The organism is Vampirovibrionales bacterium (assembly GCA_016712355.1).
Classification (GTDB): Bacteria; Cyanobacteriota; Vampirovibrionia; order Vampirovibrionales; family Vampirovibrionaceae; genus JADJRF01.
In genome coordinates, this window is the sequence record JADJRF010000005.1 from 1,945,248 (window position 1) to 1,968,291 (window position 23,044).

A 23,044-nucleotide genomic window follows, 5' to 3' on the forward strand; every position below is an offset into this window, starting at 1 on the left:
ATGAAGCCTTGCAATCGTCTGCTGCTCAATCATCTGGTACTCGCCTTGGGGCTCGCCTCGCTGATGGCGACCCCCGTCCTGACGGCCCATGGCGAATCGCTGTTTCGCGCCAGCGCCACGTACACGGCTCCGGCGATATTTACGCCCTCGTCGCTCTTCACCCAGCCGATTCCGCGCAGCGTGGGCGATCTGGTGACGATTCTGGTGGATGATAACGCCAATATGACCACCAATGCCTCGCTGGAGGTCAAGCGCAATCAGGCGGTTGGCGAAAATTCCTCGGGGCTGTTGAATCGGGTGATTCACCAGTTAGGCGTGCCGCAACGCATTGCATTTCCCGATTTAAACGGCTCTAACGCCAGTAATCAGCTTAAAAGCGAAGCCAAGGCCCTGCGCCAGAATCGCCTGACCGATACCATTACCTGTCAGGTCGTGCAAGTGCTGCCCAATGGCGCGTTAGTGGTTCAAGGCGCCAAAAGCGTCCTTATCAATAAAGACGAAACGCAGTTGCTGGTCACGGGCATCGTCAACCCGTATTACCTCGACGAGAATAACCGCATCGCGTCCAGTCAGGTTGGGAATTTCCGCGCGCAGGTGGGCGGTCGCGGCGTTATTACCCGTCAGCAGAACGACGGAATGCTGAACAAGCTCTTACAGCTCTTTAATTAGGGGATCGATGATGCATATCCGCGTTTGGACCTTACCCGATCTCTCCCGGATTCTGACGATTGTGATTCTGGCGATCGCCGTCCTGGCGTTGATGCTGATGCAGGCCGCCCTGACGCCGCCTCCGGCGCTGGCGGCGCAACTCAAGCTGAAAGACATCGCCCACGTCAAGGGCGTTCGAATTAATCAGGTCGTTGGCTACGGACTCGTGGTGGGCCTGCCGCGCACCGGCGATCAGAGCCGATCGACCGTCAACGCCGAATTTAACATGATTCGCAATATGGGATCGCGCATGGCGAGCCAGAACGACATCCGCAGCACCAACTCAGCCGCCGTCATCGTCACCGCCGTGATCCCGCCCTTTGCCAAAGAAGGCGAGCAGATTGACGTAATGGTTTCCTCTATGGCTGACGCCAAAAGTCTGGAAGGCGGCACGCTTGTTTCAACGCAATTGCTTGCCCCCAACGGCGAAATTATTGCCGTAGCGCAGGGTGCTGTTTCCACCGGCGGCACGTCCGCCGACGCGGGCGGCTCGTCCAAGCGTACGGCGATTGTTACCACCGGGCGCATCCCACGCGGGGCCATTGTCGAGCGGGAAATTGTGACGCCGGTCGGCGACGACGCCGGGCTGGATCTGGTGCTGAATCGCACCGACTTCACCATGGCCAACCGGGTGGCCGAAGCCGTGAGCAAACAACTGGCCCCGGCGCGCGCCGTCGATGGCAGTTCGGTTCGCGTGCAATTGCCTGAGCGTTTTCTGGACGATCGCATTCGCTTTATCGCCCAACTGGAAAACATTCATGTGCAATCGATCGATGAGATCGCAAAAGTCGTCGTCAACGAACGCACCGGCACGATCGTCATCGGCAACGGCGTGCGCTTGCTGCCCTCAGCGGTCGCCCACGGCGGAATTACGGTTTCCGTCAAAACCTCTAACGAAATTTCGCAGCCCGGCGCGCTCAGCCAGGGCGGACAAACCGCCGGCGTCACCAACAGCGAGATTAATATCGACAAACAGGCGGGCTCGTTGATCGAACTCAACGGCGGCGCCACGCTGGGCGATTTGGTTGCGGCGCTCAACGCCATCGGCGTGACGCCCAGCGATTTAATCTCGATTCTACAGGCGTTAAAAGCTTCCGGCAGTCTGGAAGCCGATCTGGAGATTATTTAGTAATGACCGCCGACATCCGCCCCGAAAACCAGTTGCTGCGCCTCCAGCGCGAATTTCTGGCGCCGCCTGACAAGCAGCGCGAAACGCTCAAAAAATCCGCCTTGCAGTTTGAGGGGATTTTTATGGAGCAGATGATGGCGGCCATGGACAAGACCATCGACCGCTCGCAATCGATGCTCAGCGGTGGATACGGCGAAGACGTCTTTCGCGGCATGTTGAACCAGCATCTGGGTCAAATGTCCGCAGAACGCCCCGGCGGCAGCGGATTTGGCCTGGCCCCGGTCATTTATCGCCAAATGGCCGCCGTGCTGGACGCCGAAAAAACGACGCCCTCGCTGAATCGCCCAGATCAGAAGCCAGATCAGAAGCCAGATCAGAAGCCAGATCAGAAGCCAGATCAGAAGCTGGATCAGAAGCTGGATCAAAAGGGTTAGAAACGCCCACGGGCAATCGGGAGTAGTGGGATGACGATTTCATCGGTTACAGGATCCGCCTCGCAGGCCGCCACGGTCGCCTCGTCGTCGATGCGCCTGCGTCTGCGTCAGACGCTCCCTATGCAGGAGCGCCCTCAGAACGCGCAAACCGCTGCGCCGTCTTCGCCTCAGGTCTGGAATCCGCCGCCGCTCTCTACAGAACGTCATCCGGAGCGCAATGCCCTTCAAAGCGAGGCGCTCGCCGGATCGGGCCGCGATCCCTCAGAAGCCTTGTTCCGCGAAGTGAGCGCGCTGGCCGAAACGCTCGGTTACGTCGGTCTGACCCGCACGGCGCTGTCACGCGCCATGGCGCAAGGCGGCAGCCTGCTGGCCGATTATCGCGCCTGAATCTTGTCCCGCTACAGGAGCCCTTCTCATGAATCCTTCTTTTTCGGACCCCACGCCGGTAGACGCGACGCCCGCCGCCGCGACGCCGCCCAACGCCGCCAATGTCCGCCGCTTTCTCGCCAAGCGTCTGACGCTGTATCGCCAGACGTCCGAACGTCTGGGCGTTAAGCAACGCGCATTAATTGACGGCGATATGCAACAACTGGAAGCCGTCGACGCGGATCTTCAGGCGCTTGACGCGCAGATTGCCGCGCTCGAAGCGGAACGCCGGGCAGAATTAAATCAATCCGGAGAAAATTCGCATACGCCGCTGTCGCAAACGCTGGCGCAGCTCCCCCCGCACGAAGCGCGACCCTTGAACGAGATGCGCCGCGAACTGCTGCGCGAGATAGAAAGCGCGCAACTGCGCCACGAACGCGTTCAATCGCTCTTGCAGACCTCTATCCAGTGGGTAAGCGGCACGATTGACGCCATTGCCCAGCGGTTGATTCCCGAAGGCGGGGCTTATGATCGCCGGGGGCAGCGTCCGGGGGCCGTTCGCGTTTCCGAACAGGCATCTACCATTCGCCGCGAAATATAGGCGTTTGCGCCGAAGAGAGGGGATTCTGGGATGATAACGCCCGCGTTTTTCGGATTCTACACCTCGCATCGCGCCTTGCTGGCGACGCAGATGGCGTTGAATACCGTCAATCACAACATTTCCAACTCCAACACGCCCGGCTACAGCCGTCAGCGTCTGAATCTCGAAGCCTTTGACGCTTACGCCAGCCCCGTTCAACTGGGGCAGGATCTCCGCTCGGGGCAAGTCGGCCAGGGCGTGCAGGTCGTCGACATCAAGCGGATTCGCGACGCGTTTATCGACATCCAGTACCGCGCAGAAAGCGGCATTCAGGGATATAACGCCAGCTTCCGCGACGCCTTGCAACAGCTGGAAGGCATCGCGGCTGAACCATCGAAATCGGCGATTAACGGCTCGATTCAAAAATTCTTCGACGCCGCGCAAGAACTCAGCATTAATCCACAAAGCCAGGCTGTGCGCGCAGATTTTATTCAGCACGCGGTGGATATTCTGACGGTCTTCCAGCAGGAAGCCAATCAGCTGGCAACGCTTCAACGCAATATGGTAGGCGACCCCGCCGTGCCGGGCAGCTTTACGACGAGTCAACTGGCCATTAACGTCACCGAAGTGAATAACAAGCTGGCCGAACTGGCGCGTTATAACCAGGAGATTCTGACCGTCAAGGCGTCCGGCGCATCGCCTAACGACCTGCTCGACAAACGCGATAATACGCTGGATGCGCTCTCCAAACTCGTGGATATCACCACGCAGGAGACCTCCAACGGACAGATGGCCGTCTCCATTGCCGGACAATTAATGGTGCGCGGCGGGACCGTGCTCGACACGCTGCAAGTCGTCGCCAACGCCGGACCCATCCCGGATCCCGAAAACGAACCGTCGTTGGTGCGCACGGCCGTCTCGGGCGTCGATATCCTGAATGCGCCGGTTAACGCCGTACAATACGGGGGCATCAAGGGCATTGTGGATGCGGCGGGCCGAAGCGCCACGCAATCCACCGTGCGCGGCATGCTGGAAGATATCGATAATCTGCTGGATACGCTCGCCTCGCAGGTCAACGCTCTGCAGACCACGGGCCGGGATCTCAACGGGAACGTACAGGCGGGCGAACCGCTGTTTAATCTGACAGCAGGCGCGGGACTCAATATTTTCCGTTATCGCGTTAATCCCAATATTATTCAGGATCCTTCTCTGGTTGCAGCGGCAGAAGGGCCGCCTAACCCGTTTCTGGGCGCGGGCGACGGGAGTAATGCGCTGGCCATGGCCCAACTGCGCGATGGCGCGTATGCGGCGCTGGGCAATACCAGCTTTGTTGAATTCTATAACGGCGTGGTGTCCAGTCTCGGGATTGACGCCCGCACCTTCGAAAACCGCAACGACAGTCAGGATTCCGTTGTCAAGGCGCTGGATCAGCGCCGTCAATCGGTTTCCGGGGTTAACGAGAGCGAGGAGCTTTCGGACCTGATTCGCTTCCAGCGCGCGTTTGAAGCCTCCTCCAAAACCATGCAGGTCTTCAATGAAGTGACGCAAACCATCCTGAATATGGTCAATTAGCTCTCATGACCCAGGCGCGCCGACTGTAAACCAAGAGGATTTCTCCCCATGAGTATTAATCGCATCTCAAATGGCTTTATGACCAGCCAGTCCGTCGGATTCATGAATCAAAACATGCTCTTGCTCTCGCGCCTGCAAGAGAAGCTGGCCTCTGGCAATAATATTAATCACCCTTCAGATGATCCGGTCGGCCTGACCAAAATTCTCGATTTAACCAACACCCTGTCGACCGATGAGCGCTACGCGCGCAATATCCAGGGCGCGCAATCCGAAACCCAGGTCGCCGATTCGGCGCTTTCGAGCATGACGGAACTGCTGCACCGGGCAAAAGATCTGGCGATTCAGGGCGCCAATGTGACGACCAGCCAAACCGGACGCAATGCGCTGGCGCAGGAAATTGACGGTATCATTAACCAGTTGGTGCAACTGGGTAATACCAGTATCGGCGGTAAATATATTTTCGGCGGCAAGCGCACCGACGCCCCTCCCTTCGACCGCCCGCCGGGAAGCGATGACATCAACTATAGCGGCAATTTACCCACCGATAACTGGCGCCGGACGATTGAAATCTCCAAAGGCGTCACAGTGGACGTGAATCTTAACGGCCAGTCGATTCTGGGCAACGTCCAGACGCTGGCCCCGGCGCCGCTTCCGCCAACGTTTTCGCCGGGATCGGGCGGGGTTTTCAAGACGCTGGTCGAACTTAAACTGGACTTACTCGGGGGCAATACCACTGAAATCCGTCAACGGCTCGACGAAATGGATGTCAATCTCGATCAGGTGCTGGCGCAACAGGCCACGGTCGGAGCGAGCGCCAATCGGCTGGATTTAACCGCCAAGCGTATCGAAGAGCGTCAGGGTATTCTGACCCAGCAATACGCGGATATTCAGAACATCGACGCCGCCAAATTAATCTCAGATCTCAACGCCATGGAAAACACCTTCCAGACCTCGCTTGGCGTGACCGCGCGGGTCTTGCAGCCCAGCCTGCTGAATTATCTGCGATAATCGCTTACGCGCGTTCTACTGGTCGTTAAATCAGCAGCATGCAGTCGCCATAGCTGTAGAAGCGATAGCTTTGAGCGATGGCCTCGTGATAGGCCGCCAGAATCCGATCCCGCCCGGCGAAGGCGCTGACGAGCATCAGCAGCGTGGTTTGCGGCAGATGAAAATTCGTCAGCATGGCATCGACCGTCTGAAACGTAAACCCCGGATGAATAAACAGCTCGCTCCAGCCCGCTTCGGCGACGATGCGGCCGCCATGGCGGCTTGCGACCGTCTCCAGGGTCTTGGTCACGGTGGTGCCAATGGCAACGACGCGGCCTCCCCGGGCGCGCGTCGCTTCAATCGCCTGTGCGGCTTGCGGAGAAACGTCGTAATGCTCGGGATCCATGCGATGTTGCGTAATATCGTCGCTGGTGACGTGACGAAACGTACCGCTGCTGACCGCCAGCGTGATCTCTGTTATCTCAACGCCGCGCGTTCTCAACGCGGCCAGCGTTTTTTCGGTGAAGTGCAGCCCGGCGGTGGGGGCCGCCTGCGCGCCGGGCGCCTTGGCGAAGATCGTCTGATAGGTCTGGGCGTCGGCGGCTTCCGCTTCGCGGCGCAGGTAAGGCGGAATCGGAATCTGGCCGACGCGGGCCATTAGCGCATACACGCCGGATTCTGTTTCAGAAGAAAATTCTTCGCCCAGATCGACGCGCACCCGTACGCGGCCTTCTTCAGCGCGGGAAACCACGGTCAACGTCGCGGCGCTGGCGTTCAGAACAATACGGGTTCCCGGCGCAAGCTTGCGCGCGGGCCGCGCCATCGCTTCCCAGACTAACGGATCCTCATTCCCCCCAGCCGGATGCAGCATCAGGACTTCCACGCGTCCGCTAAAGCCCTCGCGATGCCCGATTAGCCGCGACGGCAGCACGCGCGTATTATTGAGAACCACCAGATCGCCGGGCGCCAGCAACTGGGGCAGCTCCTCAAAACGTCGATGCGCCATTTCCCCGCTGGCGCGCCCCAGCGTCAGCATCCGGCTCTGATCGCGTTCAGGCAGCGGATAACGCGCAATCAGCGACTCGGGCAGCGGGTAGTCGTAAGCGCTGAGACGCAGGGTCCCGGCAGACGGCGACAAAGACATAAGGCGTCAGTTTTTACCGAAGCTGAGACGCGTCAGCGACGCTGTGCCGTCTATACGAATCAGTTTGCGACCAAACGTCAGGCGCTCGGCGCGGACCTGAAAGTCATCCTTGCCCAGACGTTCTATATCGATCGCCTTGTTCAGCTCTTTTTCGATGGTCCGCGAGACGTCCACCGGCAGGGCGGCCTGACTGGCGGTAACGGCGAGATCGCGAAACGCCAGCTTGCCGTTATTGACGCCCAGTTTGCCGTCGAGCTGCATAGGCGCGGCCACGGCCTGACCCACCACCACGGTGAGATTCATCTGCGCCGCATCCTTGCCGCGCAGAGTCAGCGACGGATTCGAAAGCGTCACCAGCTTCACGCCCGCCGTCTTCCTGGCAATGGCGTTTTCCAGCTTCTCGATGGTTTTGGGATTCGAGAAAAACGCGTTGAGATTGTCTTCGGATAAGGTCAGATGCACATCCGCCGTCACGGGCTGGGTGAGCAAAAAGCGCTGATGGTTCAGCAATTCCATCGGGTCAAACGAAAATCCGCGCGTCACCAGCGCCAGTTCGTCCACTTTCAGGTTATTGTCGAAGTAGCCCGACTGCATCGTGGCCCGCAGGCTGTTGAGCGCGCCGTTGCGGAAATCCACGCCCTGAGCCTCAAGTTTCAGCCGGCCGACCGAGCGCGAGGCGAAACGGGCGTCTTCGATATCCAGCGTAATCGCCTTGGCCGACGTGTTGGGCAGATCCACCATCGACGCGCTGCCCGCGTTCAGCGGGGTCACGCCCTCAGCGAAGACAAGACCCTGAAGGCAGAACAGGGCCGAAAGGGCGATGATCGACGCACGGCGGGGCGACAGAGTCAAACGAACGGTCATGGCAAATCTCCTCTTGGGGGCGGAACGAGACCGGGCAATGCGCCGGACAAGGCATCGGACGCTTGCGCCTGAATGGACAGGCCGGTATTGTACTGGAAGCGCGCGCATAAAACCAATCTGCGGGTCATTGGCCCTGAGGCGGCGCCAGTCCCAGCGATTGCAGAAACTTGGGGTCTTTGCGCCAATTCTTGCGGACTTTGACCGTCAGGCCGACAAACACCGGCCCGTCCATCAGCGATTCCAGATCCTGACGCGCCGCCGCGCCAATGGCTTTAATCATCGAACCGCCGGCCCCAATCAGAATGCCTTTTTGAGACGTCTGATCGACGACAAGGGTCGCGTCAATACGCGTGATATCCGCTGTTTCCTCGAAACGATCCAGGCACACGGCTACGCTGTGCGGAATCTCATCGCGCGTCAGCAGCAAAGCCTTCTCGCGGATGGTTTCGGCGGCCATCTCGCGCAGGCGCTGATCGGTCAGCGCGTCGGCGTCGTAGTAGCGCGGGCCTTCGGGCATCCAGCGCAACAGGCGATCGGCGATGCGATCGGTGCGCTTGCCCGTGTGAGCGGACACCATCAGCGCATCTACGGAATCCGGCCTGTCCGCGAACAGGCGCAGATAGGCCGCCCGTCGCGCCGCGCGCTGTTCTTCGGAGCCCTTGAGCAGGTCGCTCTTGTTCAGCAGCAGCAAGATCGGCTTGCCGGCCTTGAGCGCCTGTTCACACACCCATGCATCGCCTTTGCCCGGCGCCTGAGAGGCGTCAACCACCACGGCGATGGCGTCCGCGTCGGCCAGCGCGGCGCTCGCCTCATCGCAAAGATACTTGCCCAGGGAATCCAGCGGCTTGGAGAACCCCGGCGTATCCAGAAAAATTAACTGGCCCTTGTCCAGCGTCACCACGCCCTTGATGCGATGGCGCGTGGTTTGGGCCACCGGCGTCGCGATAGCGATTTTTTCGCCCACCAGACGATTCAACAGGGTGGACTTCCCCACGTTGGGCCGTCCGACCAGCGCGATAAACCCTGAGCGAAACTTCGCCAAGCGCCCGACCGCCTTTAGGAGACGGCCCCGGCGGGCGTCGCGTGGAGGGCTTCAAGATAGCGTTCCGCTTCCATGGCGGCCATGCAGCCGGTCCCCGCTGCGGTAATAGCTTGTCGGTACTTGTGATCGGCGACGTCGCCACAGGCGAATACGCCTTCGATTTCCGTACTGGCGGAACCCGGCGTGACCACGAGATAACCCGCCTGATCCAGCGTGAGCTTGCCCTGAAACAACTCGGTGTTGGGCTTATGCCCGATGGCGACAAAGACGCCCTGAGTAGCGACTTCGCGCTCTTCACCGCTCACCGTGTCGCGGATGCGGGCGGCATGCACGCCGTTTTCTTTTGAACCCAGAATATCGACGACCTGCGCGTTCCACAGAAAGTCAATTTTAGGGTTGCCCATGGCCCGATCGCGCATGATTTTACTCGCCCGCAGCTCGTCGCGCCGATGCACGACCGTCACGCGAGAACAGAAGCGGGTCAGAAAATTGGCTTCTTCCAGCGCCGTATCGCCGCCGCCAACGATCAGCACGTCTTTGCCGCGAAAGAAAAAGCCGTCGCAGGTCGCGCAGGCCGACACCCCATGGCCCATCAGCGCCTGTTCGGCGGGAATGCCGAGCCAGCGGGCGGAGGCGCCGGTGGCGATAATGAGCGCGTCGGCTTCGTAGCGGGCCTCGTCGGTTTGCACGACAAAGGGGCGGGCGCCCAGCTCGACGCTTTCCACGGTCTCATGGCGAATCACCGTTCCAAAGCGTTCGGCCTGGGCCTTGAACTTGTCCATCAGGTCCGGCCCCAGAATCCCTTCGGGGAAGCCGGGGAAGTTTTCAACATCGGTCGTAATCGTGAGCTGTCCGCCAGGCTGAAGTCCTGAAATCATCAGGGGCGCCAGATTCGCGCGCGCCGCATACAAAGCCGCCGTATACCCGGCAGGGCCCGAGCCAATGATAAGCACCTGATGACGAGAGGCCGACATGGCGAAAAACTCCTTTCGTGAGTGGATATAACCCGACGCCGCCCGAGCCGCCATCAAACGTCAGCAAGGGGCGAGAAAACGTCGCTGGAATCATAGCACGAGCCCGCGCGCCCTATCACGGGCGATGCGCGCATCGGGCGGTTACATCTCAAGTTTTCTTCTATAATGGTCGATAGGGATCATGCGAGAGTCATGCGTCTGTCTCCCACCGGATAACAGGCGCGTTTAAAGCAGGATAGGGTTCCGCGTGGACAGTTTTGTCGCTCGACAACCAATTTTTGATCAGGACCAGAACGTCTACGCCTACGAGCTTCTGTTTCGTACGGGGCTCGAAAACAAATTCCCGGACTTCGACCCGGATTCGGCCTCGTGCAACGTGATGATGGACGCCTTCATCATGCACAGCGTCAAGGGCGTCACCGAGGGCAAGCGCGCCTTTATCAATTTCTCTGAAACCTTGCTGCTGCACGATTTCGCCTTTTACCTGCCCGCCGATCAGGTGGTGGTGGAAGTGCTGGAAACAATCCCGCCTACGCCCGAGGCCTTGGCGGCGTGTCAGCGGCTGCGTGAACGCGGCTACGTCGTGGCGCTGGACGATTTCGTCCTGGACGAGCAGAATGCGGCGTTTCTCGACTGCTGCGACATCATCAAGGTCGATTACCGCCTGAGCGACGCCGCGCAGCGTCAGGAAATCATTCGGCGGACGGCGGGTAAAAATATCAAGCTGCTGGCCGAAAAGGTCGAAACGCTCGAAGAATTTCATCTGGCGCAGCAAGAGGGTTTTGTCTATTTTCAGGGTTATTTTTTCTGCAAGCCGGAAATCATCCAGGGCCGCCGCATGCCCGAATCGCGCCTGAGCAAGATGCAGCTCATCAAGGCCATTAACGCCCCTGAACCCGATTTTAACGCTGTCACCGAGGCGATTCGCCATGATATGTCGCTGACGTATAAATTGCTGCGCTATATTAATTCAGCCGCCTTCGGACTCAGCAAGGAAGTCGAATCGATCCATCAGGCCGTGGTCTTTCTCGGCGTCAAGGCGCTGCGCAAGTGGGTGACGTTTTTAACCATGGCCGAGCTAGGCGAGGAAAAAACCTCCGAAATCCTGTATAACGCCCTGCTGCGCGCGCGTTTCTGCGAATTGCTGGCAGATAAAATGGGCATGCCGCGCTCTGCCGAAGACCTGTTTCTCGTGGGTCTGTTTTCGCGCGTAGACGCCATTATGGATATGCCCATCGACGCGATTCTCAAGGAAATTCCCCTCTCGCAGGATATCAAAACCACGCTCAGCGGGCAGGAACACCAATACGGCTATGTCTATGAATTCGTACAGGCCTACGAAAAGGCCGACTGGCCAGTGATTGAGGAAATCTGCGCCGAGTTGTCGCTCGACCCGGATCAAATCCCGGATCTGTATTTTGAGGCGCTCGACTGGACCCATCAGGCGCTGGTGCTGGCCGGGCTGGCCACCGATAAAACCCCGGCCCCGACCAAACCCTGAGTTATTCCGGCTTGAATCGCTTCAGCAGCCAGGCGCGGGCCTGATCCGCGTCGCCGATTTCGCCCAGTTGATGCGCTTCGCTGAGCGCCGCCAACGCCCGCCCCACGTCGGGCCCCGGCGCCAGATCCAGCAGCGTCATGACCGTCTTGCCATCGAGCAGGGGGGGCAGTCGCATCGTCTCCGCTTCGGCGAATGTTTGCGCCATCAGCCAACGATGATGCGCATCGGCGGTTTCCAGCGTCTGCGGCGTGATTTCCGGCCCCAGCGTGCTGTGACGGTCGGCCAGCGCAAGCAGCGTCACGTCCAGCGCGTCGTCCTGCAAGCGGCGCAGAAACTTCAGAATCGAGCGCCGCGACGACGCCGGTCCGAACTGACAGGGGTACAGGTGCCAGCGCGTCAGCTTCTTGAGTCGCTCGGTGAGAGAGCGGCTCAGTTTCCAGCGCCGCGCGACGGCCTCTGCCATGGTTTCAGAAGCCTTGTCGTGCCCGTAAAACGTATGCCGCCCGTTGGGCTGAATCACCCACGTCTGCGGTTTGCCGACGTCGTGCAGCAGACAGCCCAGCTTGACCAGCCCCGCGCGAGTCGTAAACGGCGTTAACGCCTGATCAAAATACGCCTGGGCCTCCCCGGTGAGCGTCGGCAGCAGGCGCTCGCATTGTCGCGCCAGTTCCAGCGTATGCTCAAACAAGCCTAGATGATGATGCGCATTGGGGGGTACGCCGCGCATTGGCGTCATTTCCGGCAACAGGGCTTCCAGAACGCCGCTCTGCGCCATCGCCGCCAGGGCGTCAAAGCTCTGGGGCGCGCTCAGGAGTTTCAGAAATTCGACATGCAGGCGCTCGCCCGCCGGTTCGGCTGCGCGGGCGGCGCGAGCGGCAATGGCTTCGCGCGTCGCCCCATCCAGTTGGCCTTGGCGCGCGTGCGCCATAAAGCGGAAGGCGCGCAGCAAGCGCAACGGATCGTCGTCGAAGTTACGCGCGTCAATCATGCGAATGACGCCCGCGCGCCAGTCACGCTCGCCCTCAAACGGATCCAGCAGGGCGCCGTCAGCCAGATTAACTGCCATGGCGTTCATGGTGAGATCGCGCCGGGCCAGATCGAGGCTCATGTCGTCGTGAAGCGCTTCGGCCAGATCAAACGTCCGCGCGCCCAGCGCCGCGCGATAAATGCCGAACGCCGGATCCAGCGCAAGGTAATGGCCGCCCGTCTCGTCGGCCAGCGTGCGCGTGAGCCTCTGCGCCGATGCGCCGACCACGCAGACGTCAATATCTTCCGGCGGCGCGTCTGCCTGGGCAAGCGCGCGCTTAACCGCCCCGCCCACCAGCCACAGATGCGCGCCGAGCGCCTGCGCCTGTGCGCAAAGCGTATTGAGAGCGGGTTCGGCTGCGCGCCATGCGGCGAGCGTTTCAGGTAATGCCATCGACACGGGCCTTTTAATGAAACTGCCTCAGTAAAAGCCATTTTTTCGGGGGATTTTAGCCCTCTGTTTGCGCTATCGCATTGGCCATCTCCCTATTTTGGGTTAGAATATACGAACGATGCAAACTGATGTGATGGGTATGATTCTAGCAGGCGGCGAAGGGCGGCGCCTGTTTCCGCTGACGCAGGACCGCGCCAAGCCCGCCGTCCCATTTGGCGGTAAGTATCGCATCATCGATTTTGTCCTCAATAACTTTATCCACTCGAATATTCTCAAAATCAAGATTGTGACCCAGTTTAAATCGGATTCGCTGAATCAGCATATTTCTCGCGGCTGGCCGATGAATCCGACCTACGGGCATTTTATCGATCTCGTGCCTGCGCAGATGCGCACGGGTCAAAACTGGTTTCAGGGCACCGCCGATGCGGTCTACCAGAATTTAAACCTGATTTACGACGAAATGCCGCAGAAAATCTGCATCTTTGGCGGCGATCACATCTACCGCATGGACATTCGCCAGATGCTGGACGTCCACGAGGACAAAAGCGCTGATCTGACCATCGCGGCGCTGCCGGTTCCGGTCGAAAAAGCCCAGGGCTTCGGCATTATGGAAGTCGACGGCGACGGTCGCATTATCGGCTGGCAGGAAAAACCCGCGCAACCCGCCGAAATTCCTGGCCGTCCGGGCTGGGCGCTGGCGTCTATGGGCAACTACGCCTTTAATCGCGACGTGCTGATTGAAGAACTGGCGACCGACGCGCTCAACGACGATTCCGGCCATGATTTCGGCCATGACATCATCCGCTCGATGTTTACCCGTCGGCGCGTGTTTGCCTACGATTTCACGACCAACCATATTCCGGGCCAGTCCGACCGCGAGCGCGGCTACTGGCGCGACGTCGGCGATATCGACTCCTACTGGGAGTCACATATGGACCTGATTTCCGTCGATCCGGTCTTTAACCTGTACAATCAGGACTGGCCAATGCGCACGGTGTCGTATCAGGCGGCCCCCACCAAGTTTGTCCACGACGAAGACTCGCGGCGCGGCGTCGCGACCGATTCGCTGGTCTGCGGCGGCTGTATCATCAGCGGCGGGCGCATCAGCCGCTCGATTCTGTCGCCATGGGTGCGCATCAACAGTTTTTCGCAGATTGATGAATCCCTGCTGTTTCGCGGCGTCAACGTCGGACGCCATGCGCGCATTCGCAAGGCGATCATCGACAAGGGCGTTTTTGTACCCTCTGGCGTCGAAATTGGCTACAACGCCGACGACGATCGCGCGCGCGGCTTTTTTGTCTCGCCGGGCGGGGTCACGGTCGTGCCCAAAGGCAGCCAGATTCCCGCCTGAGCGCGTCTAACAGTCAGACGCCGACGGCTCTTGCGGGATCGAGAAAACGCCTTGCAGCGGGTCACACAAGCTCCAGGGCGCGATGAGCCCCATGCCGGGCCGATTACAGGACGTGGCCACATAGACGCGTCGGCCTTTTCGCCTCGCTTCATCGGGCAGGGCTTCGGCCCAGTGGCATTGTGGCGAGTCCGACGCCAGTTGCATCGCCAGCGTATCGGCCCAGACTTGCGCGTCCGGCGGGTCCAGCGCTCGCCGCAACGGCAGCATGGCATCCCAGCCGTGGCGGGCGTTTGGCTTCAGCACGACTCCTGCATGGCCGCAGTCGCGCAGCATGTCGCGCAGTTTTAAAATCGTCTCAATCACCAGGGGCTCATCGCCCGAATTGGCGCCGCAGGCTTGCCATCCCACCCACAGCGGGCGAATGGCGGGATCCCCTTCGTCGGCGGGGCGCAATGCCATTTGAATTGTCCAGAATCCCGCTTCTACAAGCGAGTAGAGAGTCTGCGCGTCCGGGATCAGGATCGCGTCATCGTCGCGATACGTCAGCCGCTCGCGGATTTCCGGCGGGAGCTGCGATTGACGGTGTACGAAGTAATAATCGCCCTGAGCGCCTTCCGGGTAACGCTTGAGAACCAGTGGATAGCCTGCGCAACCCTCGATTAACGCCTGCCCGTTGCATTGATAATGCGCCAGAACATCGGCGCGCGAAAGTGGACCGCCCGTACAGGCGGCTGCCATCATCATCATGTCGCAGTCCTCTGCAATCGCGCCTGAGAATCCGCGTCCGCGACAAAACAGTCGCAAGGACGGCGCGATTTCAAACGCCCCTCTTAAAAAGCCTGGTCAGTCTGTTTTTCAGGGTAACTCCCACCCTGATGTCGAGACCCCTTGGGGCTATTGCTCACATAAATGGTATCGTCAAGCGCCTGCTTTACTGAATGGTTCCCCGTCGGCTTTGTAACGAATCGCACATAAAGCCCGCCTCCCATCTGTGCCCGGACAGGAGAAAATGCCCTCGTCAAGCGCATTTTCAGCTTGAATAAATTCGCCTGTCTTTGAGATAGAATTCCAGGATGACGCTTGATTCTGACCTCAAGGCTTCGGCCCCCAAACGCGTAATGTCCGGCATGCGGCCCACCGGTCGGCTGCATTTAGGCCATTATTGGGGCGTTCTCAAGAACTGGGAATCCCTTCAGGCGCAGTACGATTGCTTCTTTATGGTCGCCGACTGGCATGCGCTCACCACGCGCTACGATCAAACCGCCGACCTGCGCGCCCACACGCGCGATATGCTCGCCGACTGGCTGGCCGCTGGCGTCGATCCCGCGCGCGCTACTGTCTATGTTCAGTCTTCCGTGCCGGAAATTGCTGAACTCTCGCTGATACTCGGCATGTTGACGCCGTTGCCCTGGGTGCAGGGCGATCCCACGCTCAAAGACATGGTTAAAATGCTCCATGAAGAGCTGAACTATGGTCTTCTGGGCTATCCGGTTCTGCAAACGGCGGATATTCTGGCCATGCGCGGCGATCTGGTGCCTGTGGGTAAAGACCAGCTCGCACATCTGGAAATTTCTCGCGACATTGCCCGCCGCTTTAATCATGTGTACCAGCGCGATTACTTCCCCGAGCCGCGCCCGCTCCTGACCCAACAACCGCTGATGATGGGCCTCGACGGCGCCAAAATGGGGAAATCCGCCGGGAATGCCATCCTGTTGAGCGACGACGCCGATGAGACCTGCCGGAAAATCCGCACGGCCATCACGGATCCGGCCCGTCAGCGCCGTCAGGATCCGGGCGACCCGGAGCAATGCCAGGTCGTCTTCAAATACTATCCCCTCTTTGCGCCGCCCGATGCCGTCGAACAGACGGCCGCCGAGTGTCGCAGCGCCGCGCGCGGCTGCGTCGACTGCAAGAAGCTGCTCGCAGAGTATCTCAACGAGACGCTGCGCCCTATTCGCGAGCGACGTCGTACGCTGGCCGACGATCCGGGCGAGCTGGATCGCCTGTTACGCGCAGGCGGCGAAAAAGCCCGCGCGGTGGCAAGCGATACCCTGCGAGGCGTGCGCGAAGCGGTTCAACTACCGACGTTTTAAGCGCCGCGCGTGTTTGACGCCCGCCCTTAAAGCCCGTATGCTGGTACTCAAAACGGCGAGGGCCTCCCGTCTGCGCCCCAACGCTTCTACAACGCTTTTTCATGATGCTTCCCAAGATGCTGATACCCGTCTCTCTTTGAAACCAGAAGGAATCGTGCGCATGAAAGTCCTGATCCCCGTCGATGGTTCGGAATGTTCAAACGCGACGCTCGCATGGGCGGCTCAAACGCTCGACAAAGCCACTGCCGAGCTTCATCTGTTCTATGTGATTCCGCGCGGCATTCCCGAACTGGTGACCGAAGAGTATCAGGTGGAAGACGCCATTACGGTGCTGCATCATGCTCAGGCGACGCTGAAAGCCGCTGGCTGTCACGTGGGAAGCCATGAGTACGCCGAAGGCGACCCTGTTCAGGAAATCTGCGATTACGCTGACGCCATCGAAGCCGATCAAGTGCTGATGGGCTCACATGGTCGCTCAGGTCTCGCCCGAATCCTGCTGGGCAGCGTCAGCAGCGGCGTCATGGAGCATTGCCGTCGCCCGGTCTTTATCTATAAGAACGTCAAACCGGCCTCTTCGGCGAAATAACAGCCGAAGTCCCATCCTCATGAGAGCGCCCGCCTGAGCCGCGCGCTCTATTGCGATTCAACGGAATCACGCGCGCGTCTGTCATCAAAATCGTCGCGCGCGTTTTAATGCCGTTATACGGGGAGTAATGGGAGCGACCGCATGACGGAGAAACGGGCTAGGCGCGCTCGGGCTTTTAACGCGCCAATTAACGCGCCAGTCGCGCTCGATACGGCGATTCTGGATACGTTTCGGCTGGTGGCGCAAACCCAGCAGGAAGTGCGCCGCGTGGCTGCGCGCGCCCGCGAGGCCATTACTTCTCGCTATCGCGACCCGCAGGCGCTGGCTGCGTTTATCGAGGCGCACGGCACGCCGGTTTATACGCTTCCCGGCGGCCTGCGCGGATTGATCGTCCTGATTGCCATTCGCGCGCTGGGCTACGACGCCGGCTTTATTCCGCCCCCGGCCAGCGATGGCGACACGCCGCCGCCTGCCAAAACCATCAAACGCTACCGGGCGCTGTGCGGGGTTTTAACCTCTCTATTGGGCGTCCGCCCGGGCGTGGATTTTACCCATGGGGCGTTCGCGCTGCCAAACGCCCTTTTCACGGTTGGCTTTATGGCGCACCAGTTGCACCACTGGCTGTCGTTTCTGGCAGGGTTGCCCGGCTATGACGCCCAGGAACAGGAAACATTCCGCGCGTTTATGGGCGAGCATCAGGGCGTGGTCAACGAGAAGGTCCTGCAGATGAGCCCGGCCCGCCTGGCCGGACTGCGACGCGCGATTCATCGCGAGATTGAGGCGCTGCAATTCCTCAAAAACCTGACCGATGAGTTATTTCGCCCGACGAATCAGGCTCAGCGGATTCTCAACGGCACGCTGGGCGCGTAAGCTCAGGCGGGCGCAATAAGGCTTTCCAGCGCCTTGAGCTGCTCGGGCGCGCCCATCGCAACCAGAATATCGCCCGGTTTCAGGCAGGTTTGCGGATCGGGGCTCTGCTGAAACGCCCCGCTCGCATCCAGATGCGCCAGAATATTCGCGCCGGTTTCGCCGCGAATCGCCGATTCGGCCAGCGTTTTACCTGCCAGCGGACTCCCGTCGGCCAGCGTCAGCCATTCAATCTGCGCGTCGGCGAAGATGCTCAAGCGGCCGGCGGCGCTGGGAGCGTCGTCCGCAAAGGGATCGGCGGCCTGCGGGTCGCTGCGCTGGCGTAATTGCGCAATCAGCGACGCCGTAATCTCGCGCGGAAAACCGAGCGCCGACAGCGAAAGAAACGCAAAGCTCAGGCTCGACTCGAATTCCTCGTAAATGACGGCGCTGGCCCCGACTTGTCGAAGGCGCTGGACCGGCGGGGCGTAACGGCTGCGCGCCAGCGCGTAAATCGAGGGATTCAGACGCCGCGCCTGCTGAAGCGCCAGTTCGACATTGCGCACGTCAGGATGCGTCAGCGCGATCAACTGCGCCTCCTGCACGCCGGCAGCTTCCAGCACGTCTGCATGTGAGGCGTCGCCAAAGACGGCGGGCATGCCGATGGCATCAAGGCGCTTGACGGTCTTCGCGTTCATTTCGATAACAGTACAGGCCACGCCCTGTTGCGTCAGAATCCGCGATAAATTGCGTCCGATGGGCCCGTATCCGGCGATAATGGCGCGTTTGACGCCGCCCTCGCCCTGATTCGAGAGTCTCTGAATGGTCTCGGCGTCAATGTCCGGCACAGGGAAGCGCTTCTGGGACAGCCACGCGGGCAAGCGGCGCATCACCAGAGGCGTGAGCAGCATCGACAGCACCACGGCGTTTACCAGCAACGGCCCCCACCACGCCATCGCGCCCTGCCAGGGCGATTCTGTCGCGGCGCCCTGTTGCAGGCGTTGCAGCAACACGAACGACAGCTCGCCGACCTGAAACAACGACAAGCCGCACCACAGCGATTTCCGCACTGAGAATCCCAATAAGCGCGCCGCCAGACCCGCCAGCGCGGTTTTCAGAATCAGAATGCCCAGGGTGACGCCCAGCACAGCAGGCCAGTGCGCCCACAAAAAGGGAATATTCAGCATCAGGCCAATCGAGACGAAAAATACCGTTACCAGCACGTCGCGAAACGGTCGGCTGTCGGCCACGATCTGGCGGCTGAACAGGCTGCCGCTCAGCGAGAGACCGGCGATAAAGGCGCCCGCCTCAAATGAGAGGCCCATCCCGCCGGTGGCCAGCGCAATGCCCAGTCCGATACCCACCACAGCCAGCGTGAAAATCTCGCGATTATTGGCGCTTGCCACGCGATCCAGTGCCCAGGGAACCAGCTTGAGGCTCAGCCACACGGCGACCCCCAGCGCAATCACTGCCTTCAGGCACTCCAGGCCAATAAGGCCCAGAATATCCCCGGCGCTGCCCGTGAGGGGGCGGCTCAGGGTCGGCAGGAGGGCCATCAGCGGGACGATCGAGAGATCCTGAACAATCAGCATGCCCAGCATCAGGCGGCCGTGGAGCGTGTCACCCTCGTTCAGCTCTTCGAGCGTCTTGAGAACAATCGCCGTGCTGCTCAGCGACGCGATGCCCCCCAGCAGGAAGGCCAGCTGCAACGGCGCGCCCGCCAGAAAAAACAGCGCGCTGAGACCTATTGTCGTCAGGACAAGCTGTAAGACGCCTGCCAATAAAGCCTGGGCCCGAATCTGTCGCAGGAAGTCCGGCGACATCTCCAGCCCGACGACAAATAATAGAAAGATGACGCCCAAATGCGACAGCATCGCGATATCGCGCGCGCTGGTCACCCAGGCCAGCGCGCCCGGACCCGCCAGGCATCCCGTCAAAATGAACCCCAGCACGCTGGGCAGCTTGAGCCGATGACACGCAAAGGCCAGCGCCGTCCCGAGCAGCAGGAGCGGCACGACCGTTTCAATCAGCGCAAATTCGGTTGTGGGCGACGCCATGGGCCTCAGTCTAGCAGGAGGCCGGGTCCCGATACAATTGTTAATTCCCCCGCGTCACGCCCCGAGGGCGTTTAGAGAAATTTCGGGATCGAAATCCGTTGCGATGGCAATTCCCCTTTTAATATTGTTTTTATTTATATAGATAAAAGCTACTTGTTTTCACATTGGTTTAGATGAGAGACCCAAAAGGACGCCCCCAATGAGCATCAACGTCGGCAACAACCCATTTCAACTGGCGCTGACGCAAAAGGCCAGCCCGCCGCCTGCCGCCCGGCAGACGACTGGCGACGCATCGCTCATCTTCCAGAAGAAGGACGCCCTGGCGAAACCCGGCGGCTTCGGCGCGCTGTATGACACGCCTACGGTGAAAAACCCCTTCGATCTTCTGGGATAACAGCGCGCGTTATCTCTCCCTGGGCATGATAGCCGTGAGAGTTGGCATTTCTGAGTTGGCATTTCTAAATTGACATTAATATGTGGAGAGTGCGTCTCCTCAGGCGCGTAGCGTCCCGTGCGGGCGCGTATCGGCGCAGGAGGAGCGAAAAGCGTGAAGCAGCGGGCCGCCGTATGGCGATAGCCTGGACGTTTTGAGGCGTCGCGGCAGTATCGTCATCAGATGGGCGTGCGGGCGCGGCTTGTGGGCGCGGCCGGGTTTAACTACAATCATCGCTGATGCGTAGTCATGATACTGGGTGCGACGTCCATGCGGACGTCATCGTTATTGGCGGCGGCCATGCCGGGATTGAAGCGGCGGTGGCGGCGGCGCGTCTGGGCTGCAATACCCTGCTGATGACGATGAATCTGGACGTCATCGGCCAGATGAGCTGTAACCCGGCCATCGGCGGCCCGGCCAAAAGCCAGTTGACCCGCGAAATCGATGCCTTGGGCGGCGTCATGGGCGAATGCGCCGACGCGTCCTATTTACAGATGAAAACCCTGAACCGCAGCAAGGGGCCTGCCGTCTGGGCCTTGCGCGCCCAATCCGACAAGGCGGAATATCGGCGCGTCGCGCGACGCGTCGTCGAGGCTGAACCGAACCTGCGCCTGCGTCAGGCGATGGCGGTGGAAATCCTGCAAGACTCACGCACGCGGGCGATTCTGGGCGTTCGTGATCAGCTGGGAATCGCCTATCACGCCCCTGCGCTGGTCATTACCGCCGGAACATTCCTGAACGGCAAGCTCTGGGTGGGCGAAACCTGCGTCGGCGGCGGCCGTCCGGGTGAATCCGCCGCGACGGGCCTGACGGGTTGTCTGACAGCGCTGGGTCTACGATCAGGTCGCCTGAAAACCGGAACCCCGCCGCGTCTCGATGGTCGTACAATTGATTACGCCGGTCTGGAAGTGCATCCGGGCGATGAAACCCTGCGGTTTTTCTCCTTTCTGCCGGATCGCCCGCATCGCGCGCAACTGCCCTGTCATCTCACGCGCACCAACGCCGACACCCATCGCCTGATTCGCGAGAATCTGCACCGCTCGCCGATGGTCGCCGGCCTGATCGACAGTTGCGGGCCGCGCTATTGCCCCTCGATCGAAGACAAGGTCGTACGCTTTGCCGATAAGGATAGCCATCACCTGTTTATCGAGCCCGAAGGCCGCGACACCTATGAGGTGTATTTACAGGGCTTTTCGACCTGCCTGCCCTACGAAATTCAAGTCGCGATGGCGCGCACGCTGCCCGGCCTGTCGCGCGTCCACATCCTGCGTCCCGCTGCCGCCGTGGAGTACGATTATTTTCCCGCCTGCCAGCTCACCCCGGCGCTGATGGCAAAAGACGCGCCCGGCCTGTTTCTCGCCGGACAAATCAACGGGACCAGCGGCTACGAGGAGGCGGCGGCTCAGGGGCTGCTTGCGGGCATTAACGCCGCGCGCTTCGCCGGCGGGCAGGAGTCGCTGATCCTGTCGCGGGGCTCGTCCTATATCGGCTCGTTGATTGACGATCTCGTCACCCGCGAGATTCTCGAACCCTACCGCATGCTCACCTCCCGTAGTGAATATCGCCTGCTCCTGCGCCAGGACAACGCCGACCTGCGGCTCACGCCCCTGTCGCGCGATATTGGCCTGGCGTCGTCGCTGCGCTGGGAGGTCTTTACCGCTCGCCGCGAGCGTCTTGAAGCCGAACGTCGCCGCCTTGAAACGACGCTGCTGGCCCCGGATGACCATCAACGCGCAAGCGATCGCCTGGCCGAAGCCTGCGGCGAACGCTTCTCCGAAAAAACCACGCTCGCGCAGCTTCTCAAGCGCCCTGCCGTGACGCTGGCTCATCTGGCGGCGCTGGATGCCGGTTGCGCCGCCCTCTGCGACGAATATCCCGACGTGGCGGAGACCCTCGAGACAGAAATTCGTTACAGCGGCTATATTGAGCGCCAGCAAGTGGAAATCCGACGTCTGGAAAACGCCGGGCGCGTGGCGATTCCTGATGATCTTGATTACGCGACAATTGCCCAGCTCTCCAATGAGGCGCGCGACAAGCTGGGCCGCCTGCGCCCGGTCGATCTGGCCCAGGCGGCCCGCATTACGGGCGTGACGCCCGCCGATATTTCCGTATTACAGATTATTCTGGCCAAGCGCGCGCAGCTATTGGCGGCCAAGCCCTGAAGGGCAGGCTTTAGACGCTGCCTGAAGCGGGAATCTTCTCCAGCAATTCACGCGCCGGATTATAAGCGGCGCTGATCAGTAGACATTGGCTTAGAACCACGCGGCAATCGTCGTAACGCTTTCGCTGAAAGCAATATTGTCCCAGATGATAATAAATTTCAGGGTCGTTAGGCAGCATGCGCTGCCCCTCGAATAAAAACGCCTCGGCCCGGTCGCCCCAGCCCATATGCATCAACGAACGCCCCAGAAACTTGTAAGTTTCCGGGTTGACCTGAACCAGAAAATCCGCATGGGAAAGCAGATTCTCCAGAAACTCAAACTGGCCCGCCTGAATCAGGTTCGTGACGTCGCATTCCAGATGATTGCGTATCTGAAACGGCGTCGGACACGAGGCCAACTGCCGCGTTACAAGTCCAAACAGCGTCACTGCCCAATGGTTCTGACGAAGGGCCTCCAGTTTCATCCAGTAATGGCGCGCTCCAGCGAGATTCCCCTTGAGCATCTCGCAATAACCTGCCTGAAACCAGTCGTTGACGCCCGTATACAGGCGCATGGCGTCGTCATAGCGGCTTTGCTCGCGCAGCGCGAGAGTCGCCAGATCGGTCAGCGCCCGCTGTTCTTCGGGCTGGAGGCGGCGATCGCTTAAGAAGGGCTGCAATTCCGCCACGGTTCCGGCGGGGTCGCGTCCTGTGAAAAAGCGCTCGCGCATTGGCGTCAGAAATTTCAGAAATCCGCCCACCGCGTCTGAATGGTCCTCTCGTCTTGCCACATCGATTGTACCAGACCCGTCGCGTT

At 60.3% G+C, this 23,044-nt stretch carries 22 protein-coding genes; 14 read left to right on the forward strand and 8 right to left on the reverse strand.

Going from position 1 to position 23,044, the window contains the following annotated elements; translation table 11 throughout:
- The 7 genes from IPK79_10335 to flgL are packed head-to-tail and all read left to right on the forward strand — an operon-like array spanning nucleotide 1 to nucleotide 5,797.
- A complete protein-coding gene (locus IPK79_10335; protein ID MBK8190833.1) occupies nucleotides 1-669 on the forward strand; it encodes a flagellar basal body L-ring protein FlgH in 669 nt (222 codons plus the stop codon).
- Between the two features lie 7 nt (nucleotides 670-676).
- Entirely contained in the window at nucleotides 677-1,837 is a 1,161-nt protein-coding gene (locus IPK79_10340) for a flagellar basal body P-ring protein FlgI (protein MBK8190834.1), read from the forward strand.
- A gap of 2 nt (nucleotides 1,838-1,839) precedes the next feature.
- On the forward strand, nucleotides 1,840-2,271 hold the full coding sequence (locus IPK79_10345) for a rod-binding protein (GenBank protein MBK8190835.1): 432 nt from the start codon (nucleotides 1,840-1,842) through the stop codon (nucleotides 2,269-2,271).
- Between the two features lie 30 nt (nucleotides 2,272-2,301).
- Nucleotides 2,302-2,658, forward strand: a complete 357-nt coding sequence (locus tag IPK79_10350; GenBank protein ID MBK8190836.1) for a hypothetical protein — start codon at nucleotides 2,302-2,304, stop codon at nucleotides 2,656-2,658.
- Nucleotides 2,659-2,686: 28 nt separating this feature from the next.
- On the forward strand, nucleotides 2,687-3,238 hold the full coding sequence (locus tag IPK79_10355) for a flagellar protein FlgN (protein ID MBK8190837.1): 552 nt from the start codon (nucleotides 2,687-2,689) through the stop codon (nucleotides 3,236-3,238).
- A gap of 30 nt (nucleotides 3,239-3,268) precedes the next feature.
- Nucleotides 3,269-4,789, forward strand: a complete 1,521-nt coding sequence (flgK, locus tag IPK79_10360) for a flagellar hook-associated protein FlgK (GenBank protein MBK8190838.1) — start codon at nucleotides 3,269-3,271, stop codon at nucleotides 4,787-4,789.
- A gap of 48 nt (nucleotides 4,790-4,837) precedes the next feature.
- The gene (gene flgL, locus IPK79_10365) at nucleotides 4,838-5,797 is read left to right on the forward strand and encodes a flagellar hook-associated protein FlgL (GenBank protein ID MBK8190839.1); all 960 of its coding nucleotides are present in this window, start codon (nucleotides 4,838-4,840) and stop codon (nucleotides 5,795-5,797) included.
- Nucleotides 5,798-5,822: 25 nt separating this feature from the next.
- Here flgL and queA read toward each other — a convergent pair whose 3' ends face one another.
- The 4 genes from queA to trxB all read right to left on the reverse strand — a co-directional run bounded on the left by queA (nucleotide 5,823) and on the right by trxB (nucleotide 9,800).
- Nucleotides 5,823-6,893, reverse strand: coding sequence for a tRNA preQ1(34) S-adenosylmethionine ribosyltransferase-isomerase QueA (gene queA, locus IPK79_10370; protein MBK8190840.1), 1,071 nt, complete (start codon nucleotides 6,891-6,893; stop codon nucleotides 5,823-5,825).
- Nucleotides 6,894-6,926: 33 nt separating this feature from the next.
- Complete coding sequence (locus IPK79_10375) at nucleotides 6,927-7,784, reverse strand: LmeA family phospholipid-binding protein (GenBank protein ID MBK8190841.1); 858 nt, start codon at nucleotides 7,782-7,784, stop codon at nucleotides 6,927-6,929.
- A gap of 124 nt (nucleotides 7,785-7,908) precedes the next feature.
- Complete coding sequence (gene era / locus IPK79_10380) at nucleotides 7,909-8,826, reverse strand: GTPase Era (GenBank protein ID MBK8190842.1); 918 nt, start codon at nucleotides 8,824-8,826, stop codon at nucleotides 7,909-7,911.
- A gap of 14 nt (nucleotides 8,827-8,840) precedes the next feature.
- Complete coding sequence (gene trxB, locus IPK79_10385) at nucleotides 8,841-9,800, reverse strand: thioredoxin-disulfide reductase (protein MBK8190843.1); 960 nt, start codon at nucleotides 9,798-9,800, stop codon at nucleotides 8,841-8,843.
- Between the two features lie 247 nt (nucleotides 9,801-10,047).
- On the opposite strand from trxB, the gene IPK79_10390 reads away from it, so the two are divergent.
- Nucleotides 10,048-11,301, forward strand: a complete 1,254-nt coding sequence (locus tag IPK79_10390) for an HDOD domain-containing protein (protein MBK8190844.1) — start codon at nucleotides 10,048-10,050, stop codon at nucleotides 11,299-11,301.
- Nucleotide 11,302: 1 nt separating this feature from the next.
- On the opposite strand, the gene IPK79_10395 is transcribed toward IPK79_10390, so the two are convergent.
- The gene (locus tag IPK79_10395) at nucleotides 11,303-12,721 is read right to left on the reverse strand and encodes an HD domain-containing protein (protein ID MBK8190845.1); all 1,419 of its coding nucleotides are present in this window, start codon (nucleotides 12,719-12,721) and stop codon (nucleotides 11,303-11,305) included.
- Between the two features lie 118 nt (nucleotides 12,722-12,839).
- Between IPK79_10395 and glgC the strand changes: the two genes are divergently transcribed.
- Complete coding sequence (glgC, locus tag IPK79_10400) at nucleotides 12,840-14,072, forward strand: glucose-1-phosphate adenylyltransferase (GenBank protein ID MBK8190846.1); 1,233 nt, start codon at nucleotides 12,840-12,842, stop codon at nucleotides 14,070-14,072.
- 6 nt (nucleotides 14,073-14,078) lie between these two features.
- Here glgC and IPK79_10405 read toward each other — a convergent pair whose 3' ends face one another.
- Nucleotides 14,079-14,819, reverse strand: a complete 741-nt coding sequence (locus IPK79_10405; protein MBK8190847.1) for a hypothetical protein — start codon at nucleotides 14,817-14,819, stop codon at nucleotides 14,079-14,081.
- 326 nt (nucleotides 14,820-15,145) lie between these two features.
- Between IPK79_10405 and trpS the strand changes: the two genes are divergently transcribed.
- The 3 genes from trpS (at nucleotide 15,146) to IPK79_10420 (ending at nucleotide 17,621) form a co-directional block, all read left to right on the forward strand.
- On the forward strand, nucleotides 15,146-16,165 hold the full coding sequence (gene trpS, locus IPK79_10410) for a tryptophan--tRNA ligase (protein ID MBK8190848.1): 1,020 nt from the start codon (nucleotides 15,146-15,148) through the stop codon (nucleotides 16,163-16,165).
- A 160-nt stretch (nucleotides 16,166-16,325) separates the two neighbouring features.
- Nucleotides 16,326-16,751 (forward strand): universal stress protein, encoded by a 426-nt coding sequence (locus IPK79_10415; protein MBK8190849.1) that lies wholly within the window; start codon nucleotides 16,326-16,328, stop codon nucleotides 16,749-16,751.
- Between the two features lie 141 nt (nucleotides 16,752-16,892).
- Nucleotides 16,893-17,621 (forward strand): hypothetical protein, encoded by a 729-nt coding sequence (locus IPK79_10420; protein MBK8190850.1) that lies wholly within the window; start codon nucleotides 16,893-16,895, stop codon nucleotides 17,619-17,621.
- A 2-nt stretch (nucleotides 17,622-17,623) separates the two neighbouring features.
- On the opposite strand, the gene IPK79_10425 is transcribed toward IPK79_10420, so the two are convergent.
- Nucleotides 17,624-19,654 (reverse strand): cation:proton antiporter, encoded by a 2,031-nt coding sequence (locus tag IPK79_10425; protein MBK8190851.1) that lies wholly within the window; start codon nucleotides 19,652-19,654, stop codon nucleotides 17,624-17,626.
- 199 nt (nucleotides 19,655-19,853) lie between these two features.
- Here IPK79_10425 and IPK79_10430 point away from each other — a divergent pair, with 199 nt between their 5' ends.
- Both IPK79_10430 and mnmG read left to right on the forward strand, forming a co-directional pair.
- Nucleotides 19,854-20,048 (forward strand): hypothetical protein, encoded by a 195-nt coding sequence (locus tag IPK79_10430; GenBank protein MBK8190852.1) that lies wholly within the window; start codon nucleotides 19,854-19,856, stop codon nucleotides 20,046-20,048.
- Between the two features lie 278 nt (nucleotides 20,049-20,326).
- Entirely contained in the window at nucleotides 20,327-22,249 is a 1,923-nt protein-coding gene (mnmG, locus tag IPK79_10435; GenBank protein ID MBK8190853.1) for a tRNA uridine-5-carboxymethylaminomethyl(34) synthesis enzyme MnmG, read from the forward strand.
- 10 nt (nucleotides 22,250-22,259) lie between these two features.
- Here the strand turns inward: mnmG and IPK79_10440 are convergent, their stop codons facing one another.
- A complete protein-coding gene (locus IPK79_10440; GenBank protein ID MBK8190854.1) occupies nucleotides 22,260-22,988 on the reverse strand; it encodes a hypothetical protein in 729 nt (242 codons plus the stop codon).
- Nucleotides 22,989-23,044 lie beyond the last annotated feature (56 nt).

Bases quoted from the DNA above. Each gene is read 5' to 3' on its own strand.
- IPK79_10430 (MBK8190852.1), top strand. From the start codon at position 19,854: ATGAGCATCAACGTCGGCAACAACCCATTTCAACTGGCGCTGACGCAA.
- IPK79_10345 (MBK8190835.1), top strand. From the start codon at position 1,840: ATGACCGCCGACATCCGCCCCGAAAACCAGTTGCTGCGCCTCCAGCGC.
- IPK79_10420 (MBK8190850.1), top strand. From the start codon at position 16,893: ATGACGGAGAAACGGGCTAGGCGCGCTCGGGCTTTTAACGCGCCAATT.
- IPK79_10350 (MBK8190836.1), top strand. From the start codon at position 2,302: ATGACGATTTCATCGGTTACAGGATCCGCCTCGCAGGCCGCCACGGTC.
- flgL (MBK8190839.1), top strand. From the start codon at position 4,838: ATGAGTATTAATCGCATCTCAAATGGCTTTATGACCAGCCAGTCCGTC.
- IPK79_10375 (MBK8190841.1), bottom strand. From the start codon at position 7,784: ATGACCGTTCGTTTGACTCTGTCGCCCCGCCGTGCGTCGATCATCGCC.
- IPK79_10405 (MBK8190847.1), bottom strand. From the start codon at position 14,819: ATGATGATGATGGCAGCCGCCTGTACGGGCGGTCCACTTTCGCGCGCC.
- IPK79_10335 (MBK8190833.1), top strand. From the start codon at position 1: ATGAAGCCTTGCAATCGTCTGCTGCTCAATCATCTGGTACTCGCCTTG.
- IPK79_10340 (MBK8190834.1), top strand. From the start codon at position 677: ATGATGCATATCCGCGTTTGGACCTTACCCGATCTCTCCCGGATTCTG.
- IPK79_10355 (MBK8190837.1), top strand. From the start codon at position 2,687: ATGAATCCTTCTTTTTCGGACCCCACGCCGGTAGACGCGACGCCCGCC.
- trxB (MBK8190843.1), bottom strand. From the start codon at position 9,800: ATGTCGGCCTCTCGTCATCAGGTGCTTATCATTGGCTCGGGCCCTGCC.
- IPK79_10425 (MBK8190851.1), bottom strand. From the start codon at position 19,654: ATGGCGTCGCCCACAACCGAATTTGCGCTGATTGAAACGGTCGTGCCG.
- glgC (MBK8190846.1), top strand. From the start codon at position 12,840: ATGCAAACTGATGTGATGGGTATGATTCTAGCAGGCGGCGAAGGGCGG.
- trpS (MBK8190848.1), top strand. From the start codon at position 15,146: ATGACGCTTGATTCTGACCTCAAGGCTTCGGCCCCCAAACGCGTAATG.
- IPK79_10415 (MBK8190849.1), top strand. From the start codon at position 16,326: ATGAAAGTCCTGATCCCCGTCGATGGTTCGGAATGTTCAAACGCGACG.
- mnmG (MBK8190853.1), top strand. From the start codon at position 20,327: ATGCGTAGTCATGATACTGGGTGCGACGTCCATGCGGACGTCATCGTT.
- flgK (MBK8190838.1), top strand. From the start codon at position 3,269: ATGATAACGCCCGCGTTTTTCGGATTCTACACCTCGCATCGCGCCTTG.
- IPK79_10395 (MBK8190845.1), bottom strand. From the start codon at position 12,721: ATGGCATTACCTGAAACGCTCGCCGCATGGCGCGCAGCCGAACCCGCT.